Consider the following 19,729-nt stretch of genomic DNA (forward strand, 5'->3'; position numbering starts at 1 on the left):
GGGCCTCGAGGCGCTCGGCGAATTCGAGGCGTTGCCGCTGCCACACGCGAACAGCATCCCGCATGGCCTCGCTGGTAGTCGCGAATTCACCAGATTCCACGCTTTCGCGGAGTGCGCGCATCATGTCGGGCGTCATGGTGACGCTGACTTTCTCGGCATTGGGCATGGTCGAACCTCATATCACCCTCATGGTAGGATAAAATCCCACTCAGCGCGAGCGCGATGTGCCTGGACGCAAGGAGACTGTCGGCAGGGGCGCGCATGATCCTAATCCGGGGGCCTGGCCTACTCAACGCGAGCTCGAAGCCAGCTTTTTTCAATCGAAAGGCCTACCTCAGTTACCTTGGCCTCTACTGATCTCATGCCGTCGTCCGATGTGATCGTCACCAACCCCGCATCCGCAAGCGTTCGAATGGCGTGAGCGTATGCAGATCTATAATTACTATCCAGTATTGCCGTTTTGCGTCGTGCAGACTGTTTGAATGGTGCCATATGCCTAAATCGTCTCTGTATACATCCGGCATTCCACAGCGCTGGGCAGCCAGTAATAGTAGAGGTCGCAAGAGATCGTCATTGTTCACCACCGGCTCGATGTGTCAATCGGCGTGGAAGCCTGGGTCTGACGCAGTTTTGGTGACGAAAATCTAAGGCGCGCCGACGAGACGGGCCTGAAGGAGATCGAGCTTTCCTCTTCCAGAAATCTGGAACTTGATGAGTTTGAGCTTTGTGATTTGCCCCTCGGTTTGGCCGTTGGACAAGTGCGAGGAGATGGCGGCAACCACCGCGGCCCGATCTTTGACGACGCCATTGGCAAATGACGCGATAGGGCTGGATCTGGCCCGCTCAAGCCATGGCTCGAGCTCTGCGACAATTTTCTTGCGGATCATGGCCTGGAACGCGGCGATGATCTCTCGCGCCTCGACGAGGAGCGGCACGCCGGCTTCGATCGCAGCGATCGTGACGCTCTCGAATTTGGACACGCGGTCCCGGCCAATGGTCATGAGGCGCGCGATGGTGCGCGCCGAAGGGGTTCGAGTGAGTGCATCACTGTCCATCCGTTCGGCGCGCCGACGGCGTGACACCCACTCGGTGACGACCCGAAGACAACCCCGGAAGCCCTGGCGCTTGAGGCGCCGCCACAGCTCCGCGCCGTTGCGTTCGCCGGCGGCCCACCTGTCCTCGAGCCACGGAAGGTACAGTTCCAGCGAACTTTCCCGGGAGCGGAACACGTCCGTGCGTTCGCCGCGCAGGGTCCTGCGGACAAGGCCACGACTATGCCCGGTGCGGCGCACGATCTCCTTGATCGCGATCCCGTCCTTCGCCAAGCGGAGGATGGTCCCGTTTGCGTCTTCCCGACGAAGATATCCCTCGTATTGCAGCCGCTCGGCGGCCGTAAGCAGATCAGGGTTGATGGTCGCGGCGCCGATCGCGGCCCGGACCTGACGCATGGATTTGCGCACCGCGTCGAGAAAGGCACGGCTGGCGTTCTCCATCAGGTGCCAGCGGTCAGCCACCTGCGTGGCCGTCGGCAGCGCCTTGGCCGTAGCCGTGGCATATCCGCCGCCGCGATCACGAGCGACGGTGGTGATTTGGGGCTGGCAGGTCAGCCACGCCTGCGCTGTCGCGGGCTCCCGGTCGGGCAACAGAGCGATGGTCCTGCGGCGCTCAAGGTCACAGATGATCGTGCCATAGCGTTGGTTGCGCCGCCACGCCCAGTCGTCGATCCCAATGAACGTTGGCGGGACGAAAGGCCGGTGGCCGCGTCGCCGCACCACCCGCAGCAGGGTGTCGTTGCTGACCGGCAGCATCAGCCTGCGGGCAAAGCTCCCCGCTGGCCGTCCGCCGAGCGCCAGCCCCAGGTGGTGGACGATGTGGTCGAGCCGGGCAGTCCGCCGTGCCCATGCGCCAAAACCTTGGCGTCGAAGCGCTCCGCAAAGATGCGCCGGCCGCAGAGCACCGTGTCGCAGTGGAAACGCCGCGCCCGGACGACGAGCCGAACCGGTTTGCCCGCCATCGGCAGATCCGCCAGATGCCGATGATAGCGACTGTGGATCCGCTCCGAGGTTCTCCCGCATCCCGGGCACGAACTCGCCTTGCCAACCGCGCGAACCATAATCAGCGTGCCCGCGCTGTCGCTGCTGACATCGTCCACGACGAATCCGAGCGGCACCAGGGTCGAAGGTCGGAGAGAGGGCTGCATGGCGTTGTTTCCAATCAGAAAATCAACGCCAGCCGAATCCCAAACTCCATCAAAAGTGAGTCAGACCCAGGTTTCCGTGCCGATTGACAGAAATCCGGCAGGACTACCTTGCCGATATTGCGGCCGCGTCCGACGAGCGCATGTGTCGCGCGAAGATTGGACGCCTTCTTCCCTAAATCTGAGGCAAGGAGGCTCCGATGATGTCCGCGGCCATGCGTTTGTTCACGCCGCGCGCAGGGGGAGGAAGGCGTTCATACGTCGTGTCTGAGCAAGACGCGCATATTTATATAATAATATCAATTACAAAAGCGTTCGCAGTTTCATTCTGTCCGGCGCGCCACCTAAATCCAAGAAAACGCACGATAATCGGCCGTCCGTCCAGTCGCGGGGAAGCATCTTCGTGATGTCGGGTCATCACTAGAACCAGCGTGCGCGCTCGCGGGCTGTCGGCTTCTCCTGGATGACACTGGGCGTGCAGGCGCAAACAGATTCTCGCTTCTCCTTCCGCACTCGATTGGGAAGCTCGGCAGGACGGCCGTGACCTCTCCTGCGGACGACGCCGTCGTGCCAATAGGGCGCGGCCTCAGCCCAATATCGAAAGCACCACCTCCGCCGGCCCGCAAGCCAATGGCCGCGAGCGTGTGGGCGAAGGCTCCGATGCCGGAGCAATCTCCTGCGTGACCACAGCTGGCACAAACGCTGGGATCGTCTCGCTTGCCTTGCGTGCCTCACGGCGCCACGTGAACAACTGCTGCGGCGTCAGTCCGTGGCGGCGGGCAACCGCGGACACCACGGCGCCGGGAGCGAGCGTCTCTTCCAGGATCCGAGCCCGGTCGTCCGCCGTCCAACGCCGGCGCCCCATCGCGCCGTTGATCACCTCGAAGCGCCGGACCTCACCCTCCGGCTCAAGTCTATGGTCAAGCCCAGACACAAGACGATCTTCCAATCGGGATCGTCAGACTGCGCTCTCACACCAGACCTATGAAGGTGCCCCAAGGACGACGCTTACGTTCGGGGAGGCGCCGACGGATCACGTCAGGCTCGAAGCGCCCTTGAGACGCACTTTGTCGATCTTGCCGCTCGCAAGCAGCGGCATTTCCGGAAGAGCGGAGACCTCCTGCGGCAGCTTGTACCTAGCAAGGCGCGAGCGGCAGTGCTCCATCACCTCCTGCGGGGTCAGCGATCGGCCATTCTTGAACACCACATAGGCTCGACCCACCTCGCCCCACTTAGGGTGCGGCACCGCGACCACCGCAGCCTGGGAGATGGCATCGTGGCTGCAAAGGGCCTGCTCGACCTCGGCGCAATAGACGTTCTCTCCACCCGAGATGTAAAAGTCCTTCGCGCGCCCCACCAAATAAAGATAGCCATCGGAATCGTAATGAGCGACGTCGCCAGTGCCGAACCACTGGCAAGCCCCGCGCGGCATCGCACCCCAATAGCCGGGCGTGATGGTTGGCCCGCGCACCTCGATCTCGCCATGGACGCCCGCCTCGGTCACGACCCTGCCGGCGTTGGTGAGGCGCAGCTCCACATGGAGCAGCGGCCGCCCGCATGAGCCCAGCCGCGACAGGCTCCCCGTCTTGGAGAGGGCAGTCGCCGCAGTGGTGGTCTCGGTCATGCCCCAGACATTCCGAAGCACAATGCCCCTGCGTTCGTAAGTCTCCAGCAGCGTCTGTGAGCAGGGCGCCCCGCCCACGGCACACACTTTCACATGGGGCAATTTTATATCCTCGAAGCCCGGCTGCTCCGACATCATAAGGTAGTTGGTGGGCACGCCGAGGACGTGGGAGATGCCCAGTTGGGGATCGCGTAGGAGCGCCAGCGCCTGCCGCGCATCGAAAGTGCGCATGACATGGACCGTGCCGCCCCAGTGGAATGCCACGTTCCCATAGGCATTCAGGCCGCTAATGTGGAACATCGGGAGGAAGGTGAGGGTGTTCGAGGTGCTGTCGAAATCGAAGTGCATGCCCGCGTGCACACAATTGTGCAAGGTCATGCCATACGTGATGCGTGCTCCCTTGGGCACGCCGGAGGAGCCTGACGTATAGACGATCGCCCAGGTATCGTCGCTGTCGAGCAGCGCGCGTTCGGCAGGCGGCCCCTCCGCGCGCCAGTCCTCATAGGCGCTCGCGCCGCCATCGCTCAGGGTGAGGAGTGGGGCGCCCGCTTGGTCTACGGCGGCGAGGTTCTTCTCGAACTCCACATGCGCGAGGATCACGGCCGGCGCGCAATCGGCCACTAGCCGCTGCAGTTCCACGGGAGTCAGCCGCCAGTTCAGCGGCACATAGATGGCACCGATGCGCTGGCAAGCAAACTGAAGCTCGAAAAGGTCCGTGGAATTATAGCAGAGGGTCGCCACCCGGTCGCCCGGCCGCGCCCCATGGGCGTGCAGGAGGGAGGCTGCCCGATCCACGCGCCGGTGGAAGTCAGCATAGGTATAGCGGCGCTGGGAGAAGCAATCCACCGCCGCCAGCCTGTCGGGCCGGTTGATCGCATGGTGGGCGATCCAGTCCATGACCATGTTCATGGGACGTCCGATTCTTATTGGGTTTTGGCCGTGCGCCGGGCGAGAAAGGCATCGATGCCCGCCTTGCCGTCGGGGCTCTCGAACAGCATGCGATAGAGGTCTCGCTCGTGCCTCTTGGATGCGTCGTAATTCTCGCGGACGCATCCGCTCAGCACTTGCTTGGTGAGGGTGATGGCCGCCGGGCGATAGGACGCCAGGCGCACCGCCAAGGCATAGGCTTCGTCCTGCAAGGCCTCGGGCGCGTAGAGCGCATGAAGGAGGCCGAGCGTCAGGCAGCGCTCCGCATCCATCGGGTCGCCGGTGATGCACATGGCCCGAGCCACCACGGGCCCGGCCAGATGCTCGATAAGCACCGTTCCGGCATTGCCCGGAAAGAAGCCCAGCTTGATTTCCGGGAAGCCCAGCTTCGCGTCGCGCGCGGCGATCAGCACGTCGGCCGACAGTGCGATCAGCAGCCCGCCCCCCAAGGCATAGCCATGGATAGCGGCGATCACCGCCTGGGGAAGCGCCTGGATGCGCTCATAGACGGCGCAGCCGCCAGCCCATTGCCGGTCGATTTCATCCACCGTCATCTTTTGCAATTCGGTGATGTCCGCCCCCGCGGCGAAGGACTTGCCGTTGCCGGAGATGACCACGGCCCGCACGTCCTGCGCGCGCTCCAGAATGGCGCAGACCGCGTCTAGATCGCGCAGCATCTGGCGATTGAGCGCGTTGTAGCGCTCGGGGCGGTTCAGCTGCACCTGGGCGATGGAGCCCGCGCGCTTCAGCTGCAAGGTCTCGAAGTCACTGAGCGGCATCGGCGCGCGTCCTCAGGATCATCTGGAGTCCAAGATCCGCCATGCAGTCCACCACCTCGTCCTCCGACAGGCGGCCGGTGGGCTTGTACCAGAGGAACATCCAGGTCATCAGACCGCCGATGCCCAGCGTGGCAAGGCTCGTGTCCTTGACCGAGAATTCGCCGGTGCGCACGCCTTCCTGGATCACTTCGGTCACGATGGCATCGAACTCGGCGCGCAGGAGGGACTGGGACTCCACCGAGTCCTCGGGCAATTGCATCTCCTCCCGAAAATAGATGGCCAGCGACGCGCGGTTCTGGATCACCGAGCGGGCAAAGTCCCGGAGAAAGGCTTGCATGCGCTGCGTGGGCGTACCGCTCCTGGCCTTCAGGGCGGTGGCACATTCGAAGGCGCCGCACAGGCCCCTTCGGGCAACGGTGGCAAGGAGGTCCGCCTTGTTGCCGAAATGGTTGTAGATGACGGGCTTGTGTACGCCAGCCAGCTGCGCGACGGCGTCGAGCGAGGTGCCCACATAGCCGTGCGACAAGAAGAGCTTGGTCGCCGCCTCCAGCACGCGGGCGCGCTTCAGTTCCTCTATTTCGTCCTTGAGGGATCGCTGGGCCTGCCCTGCGACCGGGTTGCTGTCATCGGCCATGGCACGTTCGTCCTTTTGGGGCGGGTAGTTCTCAAGCGCCGGCGGGTTTGGGCGCCCGGCGCTCGAAAAAGGCGCTCGCGGCGCACTTGGCTTCCGTGCTTCGGCAACATTCGGCGTGGCGGCGGGCCTCCCTGTCCATATGGTCGGCAAAGCTCAGGTCGAACGTCTCCGCGAGATTGAGCTTGCCATAGCCGAGGGAAAGCGTCGTGCGGGACAGAAGGCGTCCCACCAGCGCCTCGACCGCGTCGGCAAGTTCGCTTGCTGGATGTACCTCCCCCACTAGGCCGATCGCCCGCGCCTGCTCAGCGTTAAGTGTCTTCGGATCGAGCATAAGCTGGCGCGCCCGGGCGGGACCCACGATGCGGGGCAGCAGCCAGGAAATGCCGAAATCCCCAGAGACGCCCACATTCTGAAAGGCGGTGGCGAACTTGGCGTTGTCCGCCGCCAGCCGGAAATCGCAAGCACAGGCCACCGAGAGGCCGGCGCCGGCGCACGCTCCATTGATGGCCGCAACCGTGACCTTGTCCGTCGTGTGGAGCAACTCGCTGATGCGCATGAAGCGCCGCAGGCGCGCGGCCTGCTGGTCCAAAGTGCCCTCCCCGTTCACCGTCTCCAGGCCGGTGGAGATGTCCCCACCGGAGCAGAAGGCCCGGCCCGCGCCGGTCACCACGATGATGCGGCAGTCCGGGGCCGCGACGGTAGCCTCGGTCGCCTGCAGCATGTCTTCCAGCAGCGCGGCGTCCATGGCGTTCATGACGTCGGGCCGGTTCATCCGCAAGGTGGTGACGGGACCCGCCACGCTCAGTTCTATGGTCTTGTAAGGCATGGCGTCACTTCTCAAGGCGGGAAGACAGGGTCTGCTTGGGGATCACCAGCACCAGCACGCCGCCGAGCAGCATCAGGGCAGCCAGCACATAGGTGCCGTTATTGATGTCCCCGGTGAGATCCTTGGCGAGACTCGCGGCATAGGAGCCCACAAAGCCGGACGTGGAGCCGATGGATGTAATCAGGGCGATGCCGGCGGCGGCGGCTGTGCCGGAGAGCACGGAGGCCGGGAAGGTCCAGAAGACCGGAGCATGAGCCATGACGCCGCCCGCCGACACCGACAGGAAGAACAGGGCCACCGGCAAGTTGTTGGCGGTGAGCGCCGCCAGGATGAAGCTGATGCCCGCGATGAAAGAGGGAATGGCCGCGTGCCAGCGCCGCTCGTTCATCTTCCGAGAATGGGCCGCGTTCAGGATCATGGCGACGGCGGAGACCAGCCACGGAATGGCGGAGAGCAGCCCGATGTCGAACGCACTCTTCACTCCGGCATTCTTGATGATGGTGGGGAGCCAGAAGGACAGGCCATAGATGCCAGTGCTGTAGCAGATCATGATGCCGGCCATCACCCAGACCCGGTAGTCACCGATGACTGCCGAGAAATTATGGCGCTTGTGACGGTCGTCGATCTGCAGATTGTTGGCAATCGTCTTCTTTTCACCGTCCGTAAGCCACTTTGCGTCGGCAACGGAACTGTCCAGATACATGAAGACAACGATGCCCAGGATCACCGCCGGAAGGCCTTCCAGCACCAGCATCCACTGCCAGCCGGCAAGGCCGTGCACATCGTGGAAGTGGTCCATCAGCGCGCCCGAGATGGGGCCGCCCACGATCAGGCTGATGGGGATGGCGACGATGAAGCCGGCCATCACCTTGGCCTGGCGCTCCGCCGGGAACCAATAGCTGATATAGAGGACGATGCCGGCAAAGAAGCCCGCCTCGCTCACGCCCAGCAGGAAGCGCAGGATGTAGAAGGTCAGTTCCTTGCCGAGCCCGGTCCAGGCGGCGATGGGGTCGACGAAAGCGATGGCGGCGGAGACGATGCCCCAGGTGATCATGATCCGGGAGATCCAGATCCGGGCTCCGATCTTGTGCAGCACGATGTTGCTGGGGATCTCGAAGGCCACATAGCCCACGAAAAAGATGCTCGCACCAAAGGCGTAGACGGCATCCGAAAATCCCAGGTCCGTGAGCATCTGCAGCTTAGCAAAGCCGATGTTCACGCGATCCAGATAGGCGACCGCGTAACACAAAAAAAGCAATGGCACGAATCGCCACGTAATTTTCTTGTAAAGCGGATCCCCGCTTAATTTTGAGTATGGCTGTGACGGCGCAGCATTCAGCTGATTGATCGGCACTACGTTCCCCCCTTGTATTTTTGTTTTCGTGCGTACCGCATTGGCTGCGCATCGCATCGCCCATGCGGTACCTGGACGTCGGCGCGGAGCCCCTCTTTTTTCTTGCGGATTTACCCCTGCCGGTGGCCGGCCAGCGTGTTTGGCGTGTCCTGGCTGGTCCAAAAAACCGACCAGGACTTTTTGATACCAATCAGTATTTTTGTCAATCTCGTTGAGTGCGGAATGCATTAAGCCCTGGGCTCCGACCATGGATAGGGACTGTCGTGGCCGAAGCGCGCCGTCGCGGTTCCGGTGAGGGAAGCTCTGACCCAGAAGCGAAGAGGAAGGCTTGCGCCGCTCGCACTGGCCTGCCGCCTGAAAAGTGGTCCTCCGTGAAGTAGGCTTTCGGGCCTTTGGAGGATGGCGCAATGGCGCAGAAGAAGCACAAGCCGGAAGAGATCGTCGGGAAGCTTCGGCAGGTCGACGTTCTGGTGTCGCAGGGGCGCCCCGTTGCCGAAGCGATCCGGGCGATCGGGGTGACGGCGTTCACGTATTACCGCTGGCGCAAGGAGTTTGGCGGGCTGAAGAGTGACCAGGTCAAGCGGCTGAAGGAACTCGAAAAGGAGAACGAGCGGCTGCGCAAGGCGGTCTCGGATCTGACGCTTGAGAAGCTGATCCTGAAGGAAGCTGCGGCGGGAAACTTCCGAGCCCCGCCCGGCGCCGTCGCTGCGTCGAACACGTCGTGAGCAAGCTCGGCGTGTCGGAACGGCTGGCGTGCCGGGTTCTGGGGCAACATCGATCAACCCAACGCAAGATGCCGGTTGGCCGTGCCGACGAGGCGGCCCTGACCGCGGACATCGTCGAACTCGCCACCCGGTACGGACGCTATGGCTATCGCCGGATCACGGCCTTGCTGCACGCTGCCGGGTGGGCGGTGAACGTCAAGCGGGTGGAGCGGATCTGGCGGCGGGAGGGGCTCAAGGTGCCGCACAAGCAGCCGAAGAAAGGCCGGCTCTGGCTCAATGACGGGTCCTGCGTGCGGCTGCGGCCGGAATATCCCAACCACGTCTGGTCCTACGACTTCGTCGAGGATCGCACTCACAATGGCCGAAAGTTCCGCATGTTGAACGTCATCGACGAATATACCCGGGAGTGCTTGGCCATCCGCATCGACCGGAAGCTCAACTCGACCGCCGTCATCGACGTCCTGACGGACCTGTTCGTGCTGCGGGGCGTGCCCGGGCATGTTCGTTCAGACAATGGCCCGGAGTTCATCGCCACCGCCGTCCGGGACTGGATCGCCGCTGTCGGGGCCAGGACGGCCTTCATCGAGCCGGGCTCGCCGTGGGAGAATGGCTATTGCGAGAGCTTCAATTCCAAGCTCCGCGACGAACTCCTCGATGGCGAGATCTTCTACAGCCTTGCCGAGGCCAGGATCGTCATCGAGAGTTGGCGGCAGCATTACAATACTGAGCGGCCTCATTCCTCGCTCGGCTACAAACCACCGGCGCCGGCCGCCATCGTGTCGCCACCGCCAACATCAAACCCGGCACAAAGGCCGACAATGCATTAGGGTCAAGCTGGACCACTCAATCCGGGCAGGTCAATGATAACGCTTACTTTGGTCTCCTCGCCGGTCTTTCGCCCATCAGGGCGATGAAGGCGGCGGCGAAGAGGTGATCCATGGCCCGGGCCAAATTACCGCCGGTCATGGTGAGGCAGCGGATTATCAATCCGCCGCCATTCGGCAATTCGCTCATGCCGGCGCAGCAACCGAGTGGCTCCACCTCGGCCGTAAGAGCATGCGGGTCGATCTCGCCGAGGCGTGGGCCGAGCACTAATATACTGCCCATGGCGCGATAGGTCCCCAGAGGCGAACTGACCCCTGCGAACCCACGGCCGCTCAAGTTGCTTCGCTCCGTCGCTATCAGGCGTCCATCAGCGTCAAGAATGCGCACACATGTCTCAAGCCGGTCGAACGGGCAGCCACGTGCTTCTGGGTCGTGTGTGGCGAAGCCGTCGGAAACGATGACGCGAGCGCCGACGGCCACCGTCACGTCCATTGACGAAACGAAGCTCGCCTCAGGAAAAAGAATGAAGGGGTCGTTGGTGAGGGCGAGGAAGGCGTGTTCGCGGACGGTGACCGTGGTGGTGAGGAGCGCGGGAGCATCGGGGGTGCGATGGACAACGGTTGCGGCCTGGCTGGTAAGATGGACGTGGGCGCCACGGCCGGCCTCTATGTCGAGCCGCAAGCGGTCACCTCGGTAGAGCCCGCCGGAGGCGGACTGGAGATACAATGTGGCGAGTTCCGGCAGCCGCGGGTCGAGTGCGAAGGACCGTGTGATGTGGAAGGGATAAGGCACGTGTTGACGAGCCAACACAGTTCGTCCGCCTCCGCGCACGAAAGCGAGGCCCGCTGTCACTTGGCGGCCTGATGTGGGCGAAAGCCGGTCCGGCACGGCCACGCGGAAGGTGGGGTCCCTCGGCGCGACGTTCATCGAAACAGAACCGCCCTGACGATCCGATCGGCGACGGCGTCGATGCCGGCGCTTCGACGCGAATCGGTGATTACAACCGGACGGTTCGACCGCACCTTCAGCGCGTCGGCTTCCATCTGCACGAGGTTCACCCCGACATGCGGGGCAAGATCCTGCTTGTTGATCACCAGCAGGTCGCAGCGCAGCACGCCCGGTCCCTTCTTGCGCGGAATGTCGTCGCCGCCCGCGACGTCGATGACAAAGATCCACCAGTCGACCAGGTCCAGCGAGAAGGTGGAGGCGAGATTGTCGCCGCCGGATTCGAACAATATGAGCTCGAGGCCGGGGAAGCGCAGTTCCAGATCGTCGCCGGCCGCCATGTTGAGCGTCGGGTCCTCGCGGATCACAGTGTGCGGGCAGGCGCCTGCCTCCACCGCCAAAACGCGCAGAGGGTCGATCAGGCCTGAACGGCGCAGCCGCTCGGCATCCTCGCGGGTGACGAGGTCGTTTGTTACCACGGCCAAGTCGACGCCGCGCGCTTGAAGCACGGGAATCAGCGCCTCGATCAGCGCGGTCTTACCAGAGCCGACCGGCCCGCCAATGCCCACGCGGGCGGCGATGCTGCGGGGAAATGTCTCGTCGAGGGGCATCGCCATCGGCCCGTTCATCGCAACACATAACGCTGCGCCAGAGGCAGCGTCGCCGAGGGCTCGCAGGTCGCCAGCACGCCATCGACGAAGACGTCGAAGGTCTGGGGATCGACGCGGATATCGGGACAGGCCGTGTTCAGCCGCAGGTCCTTCTTGCGCAGCGTGCGTGTACCGACCGCGGGAAGCAGCGGCTTCGACAGGCCGAGCTCGCCGCCCAGTCCCCGCTTGATGGCGAGCGGATGCACAAAGCAGGCGGAGAGCTGCGAGGCGGCGCGGCCGAACGCCCCCCATTGCGGGCGCACCAGCAGGGGCTGACAGGTCATCAGCGAGGCGGCGCTGTCGCCCATCGCCCCCCAGGCGATGAAGCCGCCCTTGACTACCAACTCCGGCTTGATGCCGAAAAAGCCGGGCCGCCAGATGACGATGTCTGCCATCTTGCCGTCCTCTAGCGAGCCGATGTGCCCGGCGATGCCGAAGGTGAGCGCGGCGTTGATGGTGTATTTGGCTATGTAGCGCTTGATGCGAGCATTGTCGCCCATGCCGTCGACATCCTCCGGGAGCGGCCCGCGTTGCTCCTTCATCTTGGAGGCCAGCTGCCACGTGCGGCAGATCACTTCATGGATGCGCCCCATACCCTGGCTGTCCGAGCCGAGCATCGAGATGGCGCCGAGGTCATGCAGCACGTCTTCGGCGGCGATGGTCTGCGGTCGGATGCGGCTCTCGGCGAAAGCTACGTCCTCTGGGATGGCCGGGTTGAGGTGGTGGCACACCATCGTCATGTCGAGATGTTCGTCGAAAGTGTTGACCGTGTAGGGGTTGGTCGGGTTGGTCGAGGAGGGCAGGCAGTTCTCAAGGCCGGTGACGCGGATAATGTCCGGCGCGTGGCCGCCGCCGGCGCCCTCGGTGTGGTACATGTGGATGGTGCGTCCACCGACCGCGGCCAGTGTGTCCTCCAGGAACCCGCTCTCGTTCAATGTATCGGTGTGGATCTGCACCTGGAAGTCGAGCTCGTCGGCGACCCCAAGGCAAGTGTCGATAGCGGCGGGCACCGAGCCCCAATCCTCGTGTAGTTTCAGGCCGAGGCAGCCGGTCTCCATCTGCTCGACCAGCGAGGCCGGTTTGTGGCTGTTGCCGCGCCCAAGGAAGCCGAAGTTCATTGGCCATTGCTCGGACGCCTGAAGCATTTTGCCGGCGTTGAACGGGCCGCCGGAATCGATGCCGACGGTAATGGGGCCCAGCGAACCGCCGATCATGGTAGTGATGCCGCTGGCAATGGCGTGCTCGACGAGGCCGGCGCTGTCGAAATGCACATGCACGTCGATCGCGCCGGCGGTGGCGATCAGCCCCTCGCAGTCGCGCACCGTGGTCGCCTGCGAGACGACGAGACGTGGATCGACACCGTCCATCACAGCCTGGTTGCCGGCCTTACCGATCCCGACGATCCTGCCGTCCTTGATGCCGAGGTCGCCCTTGACGATGCCCAGCATGGCATCGATTACCACGACGTTGCACAACAGCATGTCGAGTGCACCCTGCGTGGAAGTGACGCCGGCGGCAAGACCGGCGCCGTCGCGCAGCGTCTTGCCGCCGCCATGCAGGCACTCGTCGCCATAGACCGTGTAGTCCTTTTCGATCACGGCGATAAGCGAGGTGTCGGCCAGACGCACACCGTCGCCTGCGGTCGGACCGTACATGCGGGCATAGTCGCGGCGCTGCATCATCACCATAGTCAGGCTCCCTTGAAACCGGCGGCGCGGGCGCGCTGCAGCGCCTGCGCGCGTGCCTCCTCGCCGTCCGTCGGTCCCCCGCTCAGACTGTTGAAGCCGTCAATCTCGCGGGTACCGCCTACTGCCACCAACGTCAGCGTCTTGCCCTGCCCCGGCTCGAAGCGCACGGCAGTGCCGGCGGGGATGTCGAGCCGCATGCCGAACGCTTTGGCACGGTCGAAGTCGAGCGCCTTGTTGACCTCGAAGAAATGGTAATGCGAGCCGATCTGGATGGCCCGGTCGCCGGTGTTGACTGCGGTGATCTCCAACCGCGCGCGGCCGGTATTTAGTTCAATTTCGCCCTCCAGCGGCAGCAACTCGCCCGGCTCCAGCCTGTCGGGCGCGGCACCTTCGCGCGGTCGGATCGGCTCATGGATCGTCACCAGCTTGGTGCCGTCGGGAAACACGCCCTCGACCTGAAGGACATCCAGCAGCGCGGCGACTCCGGGCATGACGTCGTCGGTCGTAAGGATCAAGGAGCCCGCCCCCATCATCTGCGCCACCGTACGCCCGTCGCGCGCACCCTCCAGTATCTCGTCGGTGATCAGCGCCACCGCCTCTGGATAGTTGAGTTTCAGCCCGCGCGCCCGGCGCTTGCGTGCCAGCTCGGCGGCGGTGAAGATGGTCAGCCGTTCGAGTTCCGTCGGCGTGAGCAGCATGGCTTCTTTCCTGCGGGTGGGAGCTTCGTCAGTTCGAGAACAGGCGAACCTCGGACGTGGCGTGGCGCATGGTGGCAATGTCGAGAAGCGGGCTCATGCTGGCGAAATCGTCTGCAGAGACGGGTGACCTTGCGCCGATCTCCTCGATCAGTCCGGCGATTACCGGCAGCGTCGCGGCAAGCGCCCGCTGCGCGTCCACCGCGCCGACGAGGCCGAGTCGCACCGCCGCGCTCACCATGGTAGACGCGGCACCATAGGCGGAGGCGGCAAGCGCCGAGGTCTCGTCCAGCCCGCAACGGTGCCACAGTGCGCCCTGCATCACCGGCAGGTGTCCGTGCAGCCGCCGTGCGTCGACCTCCACCTTCAGCGCGCTGGCACCCGTGGTGCCGATCCGCGCATGCGAAGTGAGAAAGGCCAGTCCGTTGCGACGGGAGCCGCTGCGCTGCGGCGCGGGCAGTGTCGCCGCCTCCAGCCGGCTGTCGATTCCGACCAGCCCGGCGAGGTCGTCGACGGCGGCGAAGGCAAGGAGAACGGCAATGGCATCCATGCGGGCCCAGCGATGGGTCAGGGTCGTGGCCAGCACAGCCGCCAAACGGTCGCGGTCGAGGCGCTCGCCCAGCTCCGCCAGCCCCTCAATGCCGTTCGAGAAAGCGAACGCGCCGTTCGGGAAGGCCGAATCCGACTGCCAGAGCGTTGCTAGTAGCGTTAGCATGGCGCGCTCCCGGCTTCGGGCGCAGCCACCTCGATCCGGTCATCGAGGCCAAGCGCCGCCAGCCGTGCGAGATAGGCTTCAGCGGGGCCTTCCAGCGCGACGCAGATCGCCGTTGCCTCGAACCGTACCCGCCAGTGCAGATTGCCGACGTGATAGCCGAGCTCCAGCGCGACTGCCATGTCCCGCACCCCGAGCCGCAACCACCGCTCCGCATCGACCCGCACCACGATCGCCCGATGCTGTTCGAACAGCAGCACGGCGCCGTCGAACAGCGTTTCGTCCCGCGGCAGCGCCACCGCGATCTCGGTGCCGCCGCTGGTCACCGCTCGAAACCGCCGCCGCGCCAGCTCGGCCGCCGCAAGCATCAGCCACTCCACCGCCCCATGATGCTCCAAATCATGCAGCCGCTCAGAGTACCCTTCGTCCAGCCGGCTCCCGACAATGCGATCAATCTGCAGCATGATCGACCTCCTTGCCGGTCCTCGCCGGCGTGCGGATTGGCCTCTCAACCGGGCCGCGCCGGAACAGGAAAATGCAGCGACCGGTCTCCTCCGCCACCGCAGGTACGTGGAGTTGCTCCGTCAGGTAACGAAACACGATGCGTGCCGCGGCCGGCGACAGCGTCGGCTTCCACAGCCAGATGTCCCGCTCGGTATCGACCGCGTGCCGCACGAACAAGGCGCGCGCGGGATCGTCGGCGCACCCGACGCACCAATCGGCGGGCCGCCCACCGAATTCCTTGATGTAGCTCAGGAACTCGAATTTGACTTGTTGCGGACTGAACACCATCTGCGTCACCCGGGAAGCGGGTTGAGACGCGCATGGCGGGAAACTTCGGCGGTGCGCCCCCGCCAACGCGCGACCGAGGTGCTTCCCGCCTGCTTCTCGTCCGACGACATTTGCGCCACGATCGCTTCAAGCGCGGTCAGCGCGGCCCCGATGCCGTGCTGGGCGGCAAGCGACAGCCAGGTGAATGCCTCTACGCGATCCTTTGGCACGCCGAGGCCGTTCACATACATGAAGCCCAGCCGCGCCTGCGACGGATAGTGCCCGCGCTCGGCCGCGGAGCGATACCAGCGCGCGGCGGCTTCATGGTCGGAGCGCCCTCCCTCGCCCTTCGAGAGCAGCGTCGCCAGATTGTATTGAGCGAAGACGTCACCGCGCTGTGCCGCCTTTTCCAGCCAGGCGACGCCGGCGGGAATGTCGCGGGGCGTGCCGTGTCCCATTGCGAGCATGGCTCCGACATTGGTCTGCGCGAGCAGGATGTCAGCCTGCGCGCCTTCGAGATAGAGCGCGAAGGCGCGCATCAGTGAGGCTTCAACGCCTTGGCCATTGGCGTACATCGCGCCCAGCCACGTCGTTGCCTCCAGATCGCCTTCGCCGGCCCGGAGTGAAAACAGACGGAACGCCTCGTCGTAGTCGCCGCACATGTAGGCGGCGATGGCGCCCCCCAGCTCCGCGTCGTGCTTGGTGGTGAGATCCGCAGACAGCATGGGCTCAGCTCCTCGGGTTCTGGTAAAGTGGTTGCGGGAAGGCATCGCGAGGCATGCGAGCGAGGTGGGCGGCGAGGGCCACCTGCATCCAGGCGCCCGGCCCATCGCTCTGCGTCGGCAGTGCGACGCCGATCGTCGCCGGGCGGTGCTGGGTTCCCCAGCGTGCGAGGTCCGCATGCACCGCTTCCGCGCGCTCGGCACGCCGCCGGATTTCCTCGCGCCAGAACGGCAGCGCACCGCATGGGTCGGCGCCATAGGTCGACAACCGGCACTGGGTCTGGCCCATTGAGGTTGGCTGCAAGATCAGGACGACAGTGCTGTCTTGCGTGCCGATCAGCACGAGGTTCGGGAACAACCAAGCGGTGCGCGCGACCGTACCGTCGGACAAGTTGGTCGTGGCGGACATCCACAGATCGCGTTCGGTGTTCACCGGCACGCCGGCGGTCAGCGACTGGCCCATGAGCTTCCAGTTCGCTGCGTATTCGAGCCAGATCTCGTCAGAGCGGCGGGGCTTGTGAGCGCCGAAGAACCGGCCCGTCTGGTTCAGGGCTGCGAGTTCCCCGTCGGGCCATGCGGGGGCGAGATCCAAATTTACAAAGATCAGCGGGCCCCAGCTGCGGACATTGGCAGTCAGCAGACGTTCCGGACGCAGGCCCAGATATTGGTGCATCTGCGGCGTGCCGTCGCCGAGTTCGCCGGCGGGGATGGCTCCGCGGTCACGACTGTAGCCGCAGGAGGTGAAGGAGCATTTGGTCTTCGCGCCGGTCTGGCACTGGAGCGGTACCGTTCGGCAACCGCCGTGCTGTGCCTTGTTGAAACGCGCGACGATGCCGCCATCCGCGCGCTGGACATGGATGCCGTGCGTGCCAACCGTGAAAGGAAGAAGGTCGCCCTTTTTGGGAATGGCCTCATGGGAGCCGATGCAGACCCAGTCGCGCGTCCAGATCGCCTCATCCTCAAGTTGGCTGAACCGCCGCGAGCGAAAAGCGAGGGGCGGAAGCACGCGCGGAGCCTGGCCGAGCGCGTCAGCATAAAACGAGGCGTCCACGAGGTTGCTGCCCTCATCCCAGTAACCGAGATCGCGTCTGTGGGTCATGTCCGGCTCCTGGCGGGAAGGACCGGCATCCGCGCGGCGCGCGGATGCCGGTTGTTCCGTTCGACAGACTCAGGTGGTGACGCCAAGCGCGGGCGACTCGTAATCCGCGCGGCCACGATGCTTGATGGCCTCCACCGGAACCGGCGGCAGCGGGCCATCCGCCGAGAACCGGTCGAGCACGTTCTTCACCAGAGTGGACACGTTGTTCCTGCACTCGTTCCACGGCAGCGAGCCGCAGAAGGCGATCGACGAGAAGGCGAAGCACGCACCGCCATTCGGCGTCTCGTGGAAGGCGATGTCACCGCGCACGCGAGGATGAACAGTGCCGTCGAGGCCCTGCTGGTTGAAGCCGAAATCCTCCATGACCAGAAGGTAGGCTTCGGTGTGACGGCCGGCCGATGTTGCTACTGCCAGCGTGTGGGGCGGAGAACCGAGCGTGACGTCGACAATGTCGAGTTCGAGGCCGGCACAGCCCCCGCCGACGAGGCCGAAATTGCCGATCGGCTCGTCATAGGAGATACCCTCGAAGGCCCAGGCCACACGCGGGTCGAGACTGTCCGGAGTCCGGCTGTAATAAGTCGAGATGTCGAAGCCTTCATTGGTCATGCCGACACCGGCGACCGAGTAGAGCGACCTGCCGCGGAAGCGCCACATGCCGCCCAGTTCGCCCGTGCCTTGGTGGTAGTACTCGCCCGGTTCGGCGCGCCAGGTGCGGATGCCGGATTCGCAGCGCCGCATCTCGGTGACGACGCCGCGCCCGAGATCGTCGTAGGCCGGATGGTACGAATGCACCCAATACCAAGCGTCGGCGCCCATATACATCAGGCGGCCGCCACGCTGCGTGTAGTTGTGCAGGGCGTCGAGCTGGGTGCCCGAATTGTGCTCGGGATGCGAGCCCGTGATGATGACGTTGTAGTTCTCGAGCCTCGCGAGACCGTCATAGGTAACGTCTTCGTCGGTGATCACGTCATACTCATAGCCCATGGTCTCCAGCCAGTAGATCAGGTGAAGATCGGCGGGATACTGCCACGGCGCCTGAGCAAGGAAGTGATCGTACTTCGGCCGAATCGACAGGATCGGGCGGAGCCGCGACGACAGGCAGATGCCCGAGCCGTCGGTGTGGGTGTCGTAGATCGAGCCGCCATATTCGCGGTGTTCCGCCAGGAACATGTTCTGGTGCTGCATGATGGGCACGCGGTACACGAACAGCTCCGCGCCGCCAGCGTTGCAGGCAACGTGCTCGTTGGCGTAGGCCATGTAGCTGATCGTCGGCACCATGACGGCGATCTTCGACTGCTCCTTGCCGATTTTCGGGACGATCCAGAACGGGATATAGTCCTCATCGCCGTCCCGAGTCGTCAACTTCATTGCGTAGAAGCGACTCTTGATCTGTTCCGGCACGCTCCACTCAACATCCGCCTCCCAACGGGCATTATCGACGTCGTCGTCGTGGAAATGGATCGCGCCATATTCCTTCTTGGCGTATTTCCAGTCAAAATTCTCGCCTACCCAGTTGTAACCGGTCAGCGCGCGCGTCGGGCAATTAACCAACGTCGCGTCGAAACGGTATGGGCCGTTGTCCTTGGCGACGATGGTGCTGATGCCATCCCAGAAATCCCACGCGGCAACGATGAGGGCAGAGAGTTCACCCGTCGGGCCGGAGTTGCGGCGCTCGGTGAGACCCGGCTGCGCGCCGCCCTTCATCTGCTCGATCTCGAAGCGGGTCAGCGCCTTCTTGACGATACGCGGGCTGTCGATCTTGCCGTTGTACTTACCGGTGAACCAGACGCCGGCGGGGAGGGAGGACTTGCCCAGCGGGTCGTCGTTGATGGTCTCGACATAGGCCGCCAGAGCGACCGGAGCCGCGGTATGGACGACCTTCGTGTCGATGGTCGCCTTCACCGGCTCGATGACCGGATCGAGCGCATAGACGATCAGCGGCTCGTGATAGAGGACAGCTTCGCCGGTCGCCGCGTCGAAGCTGGCGGCAACGAAGTGCCAGGCGTGATCACGGACCGGCACGCCCGTGGTGATCTTGTGCTCGTTGATACGGAATTCGAGGAAACCGTCCTCATTGATGAACAGGCCATAGCCCTTGCCGTCCATCCACTTGGTGACAAGCCCCTGCGCACCGTGCTTCCAGTAGCGTGGATGGGTCTTCGGCGTGGTCGGCCAGATGTGGCACTGCAGCGTGAAGCTGTCTACGTGAAACTGCGGTGCGTCCTCGACATAGCCGTAGGAGCCGCCATGGATGATCTGCTTGCGTCCCTTGTAAGTACCGTTGGCGTCCGCGGCGACCGGCTTCTCGATGAAGCCTGGGCCACGCGGGTTGGTGTCGCCATTGATCATCTGGACGATTTCGGCTTTGAACTCCGCGGGGCCGTCGCAATTAACATAGAACTTGATCGTGTCGCCCGGATGGACGCCGAACTTGTCGGCGTAACCGGTCAGCCGCATGGCACACATGGTGAAGTCTCCAAGGATGAGGCGGGCATTTGGGCATGCCGCCACCGTTCATGGCCGATGGCCATGCGTACAGAACCAATATTGAAGCCG

The 19,729-nt window shown here is 64.1% G+C and carries 18 protein-coding genes and 1 pseudogene; 1 reads left to right on the top strand and 18 read right to left on the bottom strand.

Annotated elements, in window-relative coordinates; all coding sequences use genetic code 11:
* The 8 genes and pseudogenes from EJ105_RS25790 to EJ105_RS25820 all read right to left on the bottom strand — a co-directional run.
* A partial coding sequence (locus EJ105_RS25790; RefSeq protein WP_347881346.1) for a ribbon-helix-helix domain-containing protein occupies positions 1-166 on the bottom strand: 166 nt, incomplete at its 3' end.
* A gap of 478 nt (positions 167-644) precedes the next feature.
* Positions 645-2,200, bottom strand: a pseudogene (locus tag EJ105_RS25795) (ISL3 family transposase).
* A 583-nt stretch (positions 2,201-2,783) separates the two neighbouring features.
* Complete coding sequence (tnpA, locus tag EJ105_RS28150) at positions 2,784-3,062, bottom strand: IS66-like element accessory protein TnpA (RefSeq protein WP_394042909.1); 279 nt, start codon at positions 3,060-3,062, stop codon at positions 2,784-2,786.
* Positions 3,063-3,230: 168 nt separating this feature from the next.
* Positions 3,231-4,730, bottom strand: coding sequence for a class I adenylate-forming enzyme family protein (locus EJ105_RS25800; RefSeq protein WP_250168610.1), 1,500 nt, complete (start codon positions 4,728-4,730; stop codon positions 3,231-3,233).
* 14 nt (positions 4,731-4,744) lie between these two features.
* The gene (locus EJ105_RS25805; protein WP_250168611.1) at positions 4,745-5,527 is read right to left on the bottom strand and encodes an enoyl-CoA hydratase/isomerase family protein; all 783 of its coding nucleotides are present in this window, start codon (positions 5,525-5,527) and stop codon (positions 4,745-4,747) included.
* Positions 5,514-6,161, bottom strand: a complete 648-nt coding sequence (locus EJ105_RS25810) for a TetR/AcrR family transcriptional regulator (protein ID WP_250168612.1) — start codon at positions 6,159-6,161, stop codon at positions 5,514-5,516. Before EJ105_RS25810 ends, EJ105_RS25805 begins: the two co-directional genes overlap by 14 nt.
* Positions 6,162-6,192: 31 nt before the next feature.
* Entirely contained in the window at positions 6,193-6,987 is a 795-nt protein-coding gene (locus tag EJ105_RS25815) for an enoyl-CoA hydratase/isomerase family protein (protein ID WP_250168613.1), read from the bottom strand.
* Positions 6,988-6,991: 4 nt separating this feature from the next.
* On the bottom strand, positions 6,992-8,341 hold the full coding sequence (locus tag EJ105_RS25820) for an MFS transporter (protein ID WP_394042911.1): 1,350 nt from the start codon (positions 8,339-8,341) through the stop codon (positions 6,992-6,994).
* A gap of 407 nt (positions 8,342-8,748) precedes the next feature.
* Between EJ105_RS25820 and EJ105_RS25825 the strand changes: the two genes are divergently transcribed.
* A protein-coding gene (locus tag EJ105_RS25825; protein ID WP_250168614.1) for an IS3 family transposase occupies positions 8,749-9,893 on the top strand; the annotation gives its coding sequence in 2 pieces (ribosomal slippage) (positions 8,749-9,013 and positions 9,013-9,893; 1,146 coding nt in all).
* A 43-nt stretch (positions 9,894-9,936) separates the two neighbouring features.
* Here EJ105_RS25825 and EJ105_RS25830 read toward each other — a convergent pair.
* From EJ105_RS25830 to EJ105_RS25875, 10 genes are all read right to left on the bottom strand, one after another.
* Positions 9,937-10,785 (bottom strand): urease accessory protein UreD, encoded by an 849-nt coding sequence (locus tag EJ105_RS25830; protein WP_488657468.1) that lies wholly within the window; start codon positions 10,783-10,785, stop codon positions 9,937-9,939.
* Positions 10,786-10,814: 29 nt separating this feature from the next.
* Positions 10,815-11,453 (bottom strand): urease accessory protein UreG, encoded by a 639-nt coding sequence (gene ureG, locus EJ105_RS25835; RefSeq protein WP_250168615.1) that lies wholly within the window; start codon positions 11,451-11,453, stop codon positions 10,815-10,817.
* A gap of 8 nt (positions 11,454-11,461) precedes the next feature.
* Complete coding sequence (ureC, locus tag EJ105_RS25840; RefSeq protein WP_250168616.1) at positions 11,462-13,174, bottom strand: urease subunit alpha; 1,713 nt, start codon at positions 13,172-13,174, stop codon at positions 11,462-11,464.
* A 2-nt stretch (positions 13,175-13,176) separates the two neighbouring features.
* The gene (locus tag EJ105_RS25845; protein WP_250168617.1) at positions 13,177-13,872 is read right to left on the bottom strand and encodes an urease subunit gamma; all 696 of its coding nucleotides are present in this window, start codon (positions 13,870-13,872) and stop codon (positions 13,177-13,179) included.
* A gap of 28 nt (positions 13,873-13,900) precedes the next feature.
* Positions 13,901-14,584: an urease accessory protein UreF gene (locus EJ105_RS25850; protein WP_250168618.1), complete on the bottom strand. Its 684-nt coding sequence runs from the start codon at positions 14,582-14,584 to the stop codon at positions 13,901-13,903.
* Positions 14,578-15,045: an urease accessory protein UreE gene (ureE, locus tag EJ105_RS25855; RefSeq protein WP_250168619.1), complete on the bottom strand. Its 468-nt coding sequence runs from the start codon at positions 15,043-15,045 to the stop codon at positions 14,578-14,580. Before ureE ends, EJ105_RS25850 begins: the two co-directional genes overlap by 7 nt.
* Complete coding sequence (locus EJ105_RS25860) at positions 15,032-15,373, bottom strand: hypothetical protein (protein ID WP_250168620.1); 342 nt, start codon at positions 15,371-15,373, stop codon at positions 15,032-15,034. Before EJ105_RS25860 ends, ureE begins: the two co-directional genes overlap by 14 nt.
* A 5-nt stretch (positions 15,374-15,378) precedes the next feature.
* A complete protein-coding gene (locus EJ105_RS25865; RefSeq protein ID WP_250168621.1) occupies positions 15,379-16,077 on the bottom strand; it encodes a tetratricopeptide repeat protein in 699 nt (232 codons plus the stop codon).
* Between the two features lie 4 nt (positions 16,078-16,081).
* Positions 16,082-17,173, bottom strand: coding sequence for a Rieske (2Fe-2S) protein (locus EJ105_RS25870; protein ID WP_250168622.1), 1,092 nt, complete (start codon positions 17,171-17,173; stop codon positions 16,082-16,084).
* 69 nt (positions 17,174-17,242) lie between these two features.
* Positions 17,243-19,639, bottom strand: coding sequence for a LamG domain-containing protein (locus tag EJ105_RS25875; RefSeq protein ID WP_250168623.1), 2,397 nt, complete (start codon positions 19,637-19,639; stop codon positions 17,243-17,245).
* Positions 19,640-19,729: the final 90 nt, after the last annotated feature.

The organism is Xanthobacter aminoxidans, assembly GCF_023571765.1.
Classification (GTDB): Bacteria; Pseudomonadota; Alphaproteobacteria; order Rhizobiales; family Xanthobacteraceae; genus Xanthobacter; species Xanthobacter aminoxidans.

Bases quoted from the DNA above. Each gene is read 5' to 3' on its own strand.
- EJ105_RS25815 (WP_250168613.1), bottom strand. From the start codon at position 6,987: ATGCCTTACAAGACCATAGAACTGAGCGTGGCGGGTCCCGTCACCACC.
- tnpA (WP_394042909.1), bottom strand. From the start codon at position 3,062: ATGGGGCGCCGGCGTTGGACGGCGGACGACCGGGCTCGGATCCTGGAA.
- EJ105_RS25800 (WP_250168610.1), bottom strand. From the start codon at position 4,730: ATGAACATGGTCATGGACTGGATCGCCCACCATGCGATCAACCGGCCC.
- EJ105_RS25865 (WP_250168621.1), bottom strand. From the start codon at position 16,077: ATGCTGTCTGCGGATCTCACCACCAAGCACGACGCGGAGCTGGGGGGC.
- EJ105_RS25845 (WP_250168617.1), bottom strand. From the start codon at position 13,872: ATGCTGCTCACGCCGACGGAACTCGAACGGCTGACCATCTTCACCGCC.
- ureG (WP_250168615.1), bottom strand. From the start codon at position 11,453: ATGGCGATGCCCCTCGACGAGACATTTCCCCGCAGCATCGCCGCCCGC.
- EJ105_RS25860 (WP_250168620.1), bottom strand. From the start codon at position 15,373: ATGGTGTTCAGTCCGCAACAAGTCAAATTCGAGTTCCTGAGCTACATC.
- ureC (WP_250168616.1), bottom strand. From the start codon at position 13,174: ATGGTGATGATGCAGCGCCGCGACTATGCCCGCATGTACGGTCCGACC.
- EJ105_RS25850 (WP_250168618.1), bottom strand. From the start codon at position 14,584: ATGCTAACGCTACTAGCAACGCTCTGGCAGTCGGATTCGGCCTTCCCG.
- EJ105_RS25810 (WP_250168612.1), bottom strand. From the start codon at position 6,161: ATGGCCGATGACAGCAACCCGGTCGCAGGGCAGGCCCAGCGATCCCTC.
- EJ105_RS25875 (WP_250168623.1), bottom strand. From the start codon at position 19,639: ATGTGTGCCATGCGGCTGACCGGTTACGCCGACAAGTTCGGCGTCCAT.
- EJ105_RS25805 (WP_250168611.1), bottom strand. From the start codon at position 5,527: ATGCCGCTCAGTGACTTCGAGACCTTGCAGCTGAAGCGCGCGGGCTCC.
- ureE (WP_250168619.1), bottom strand. From the start codon at position 15,045: ATGCTGCAGATTGATCGCATTGTCGGGAGCCGGCTGGACGAAGGGTAC.
- EJ105_RS25870 (WP_250168622.1), bottom strand. From the start codon at position 17,173: ATGACCCACAGACGCGATCTCGGTTACTGGGATGAGGGCAGCAACCTC.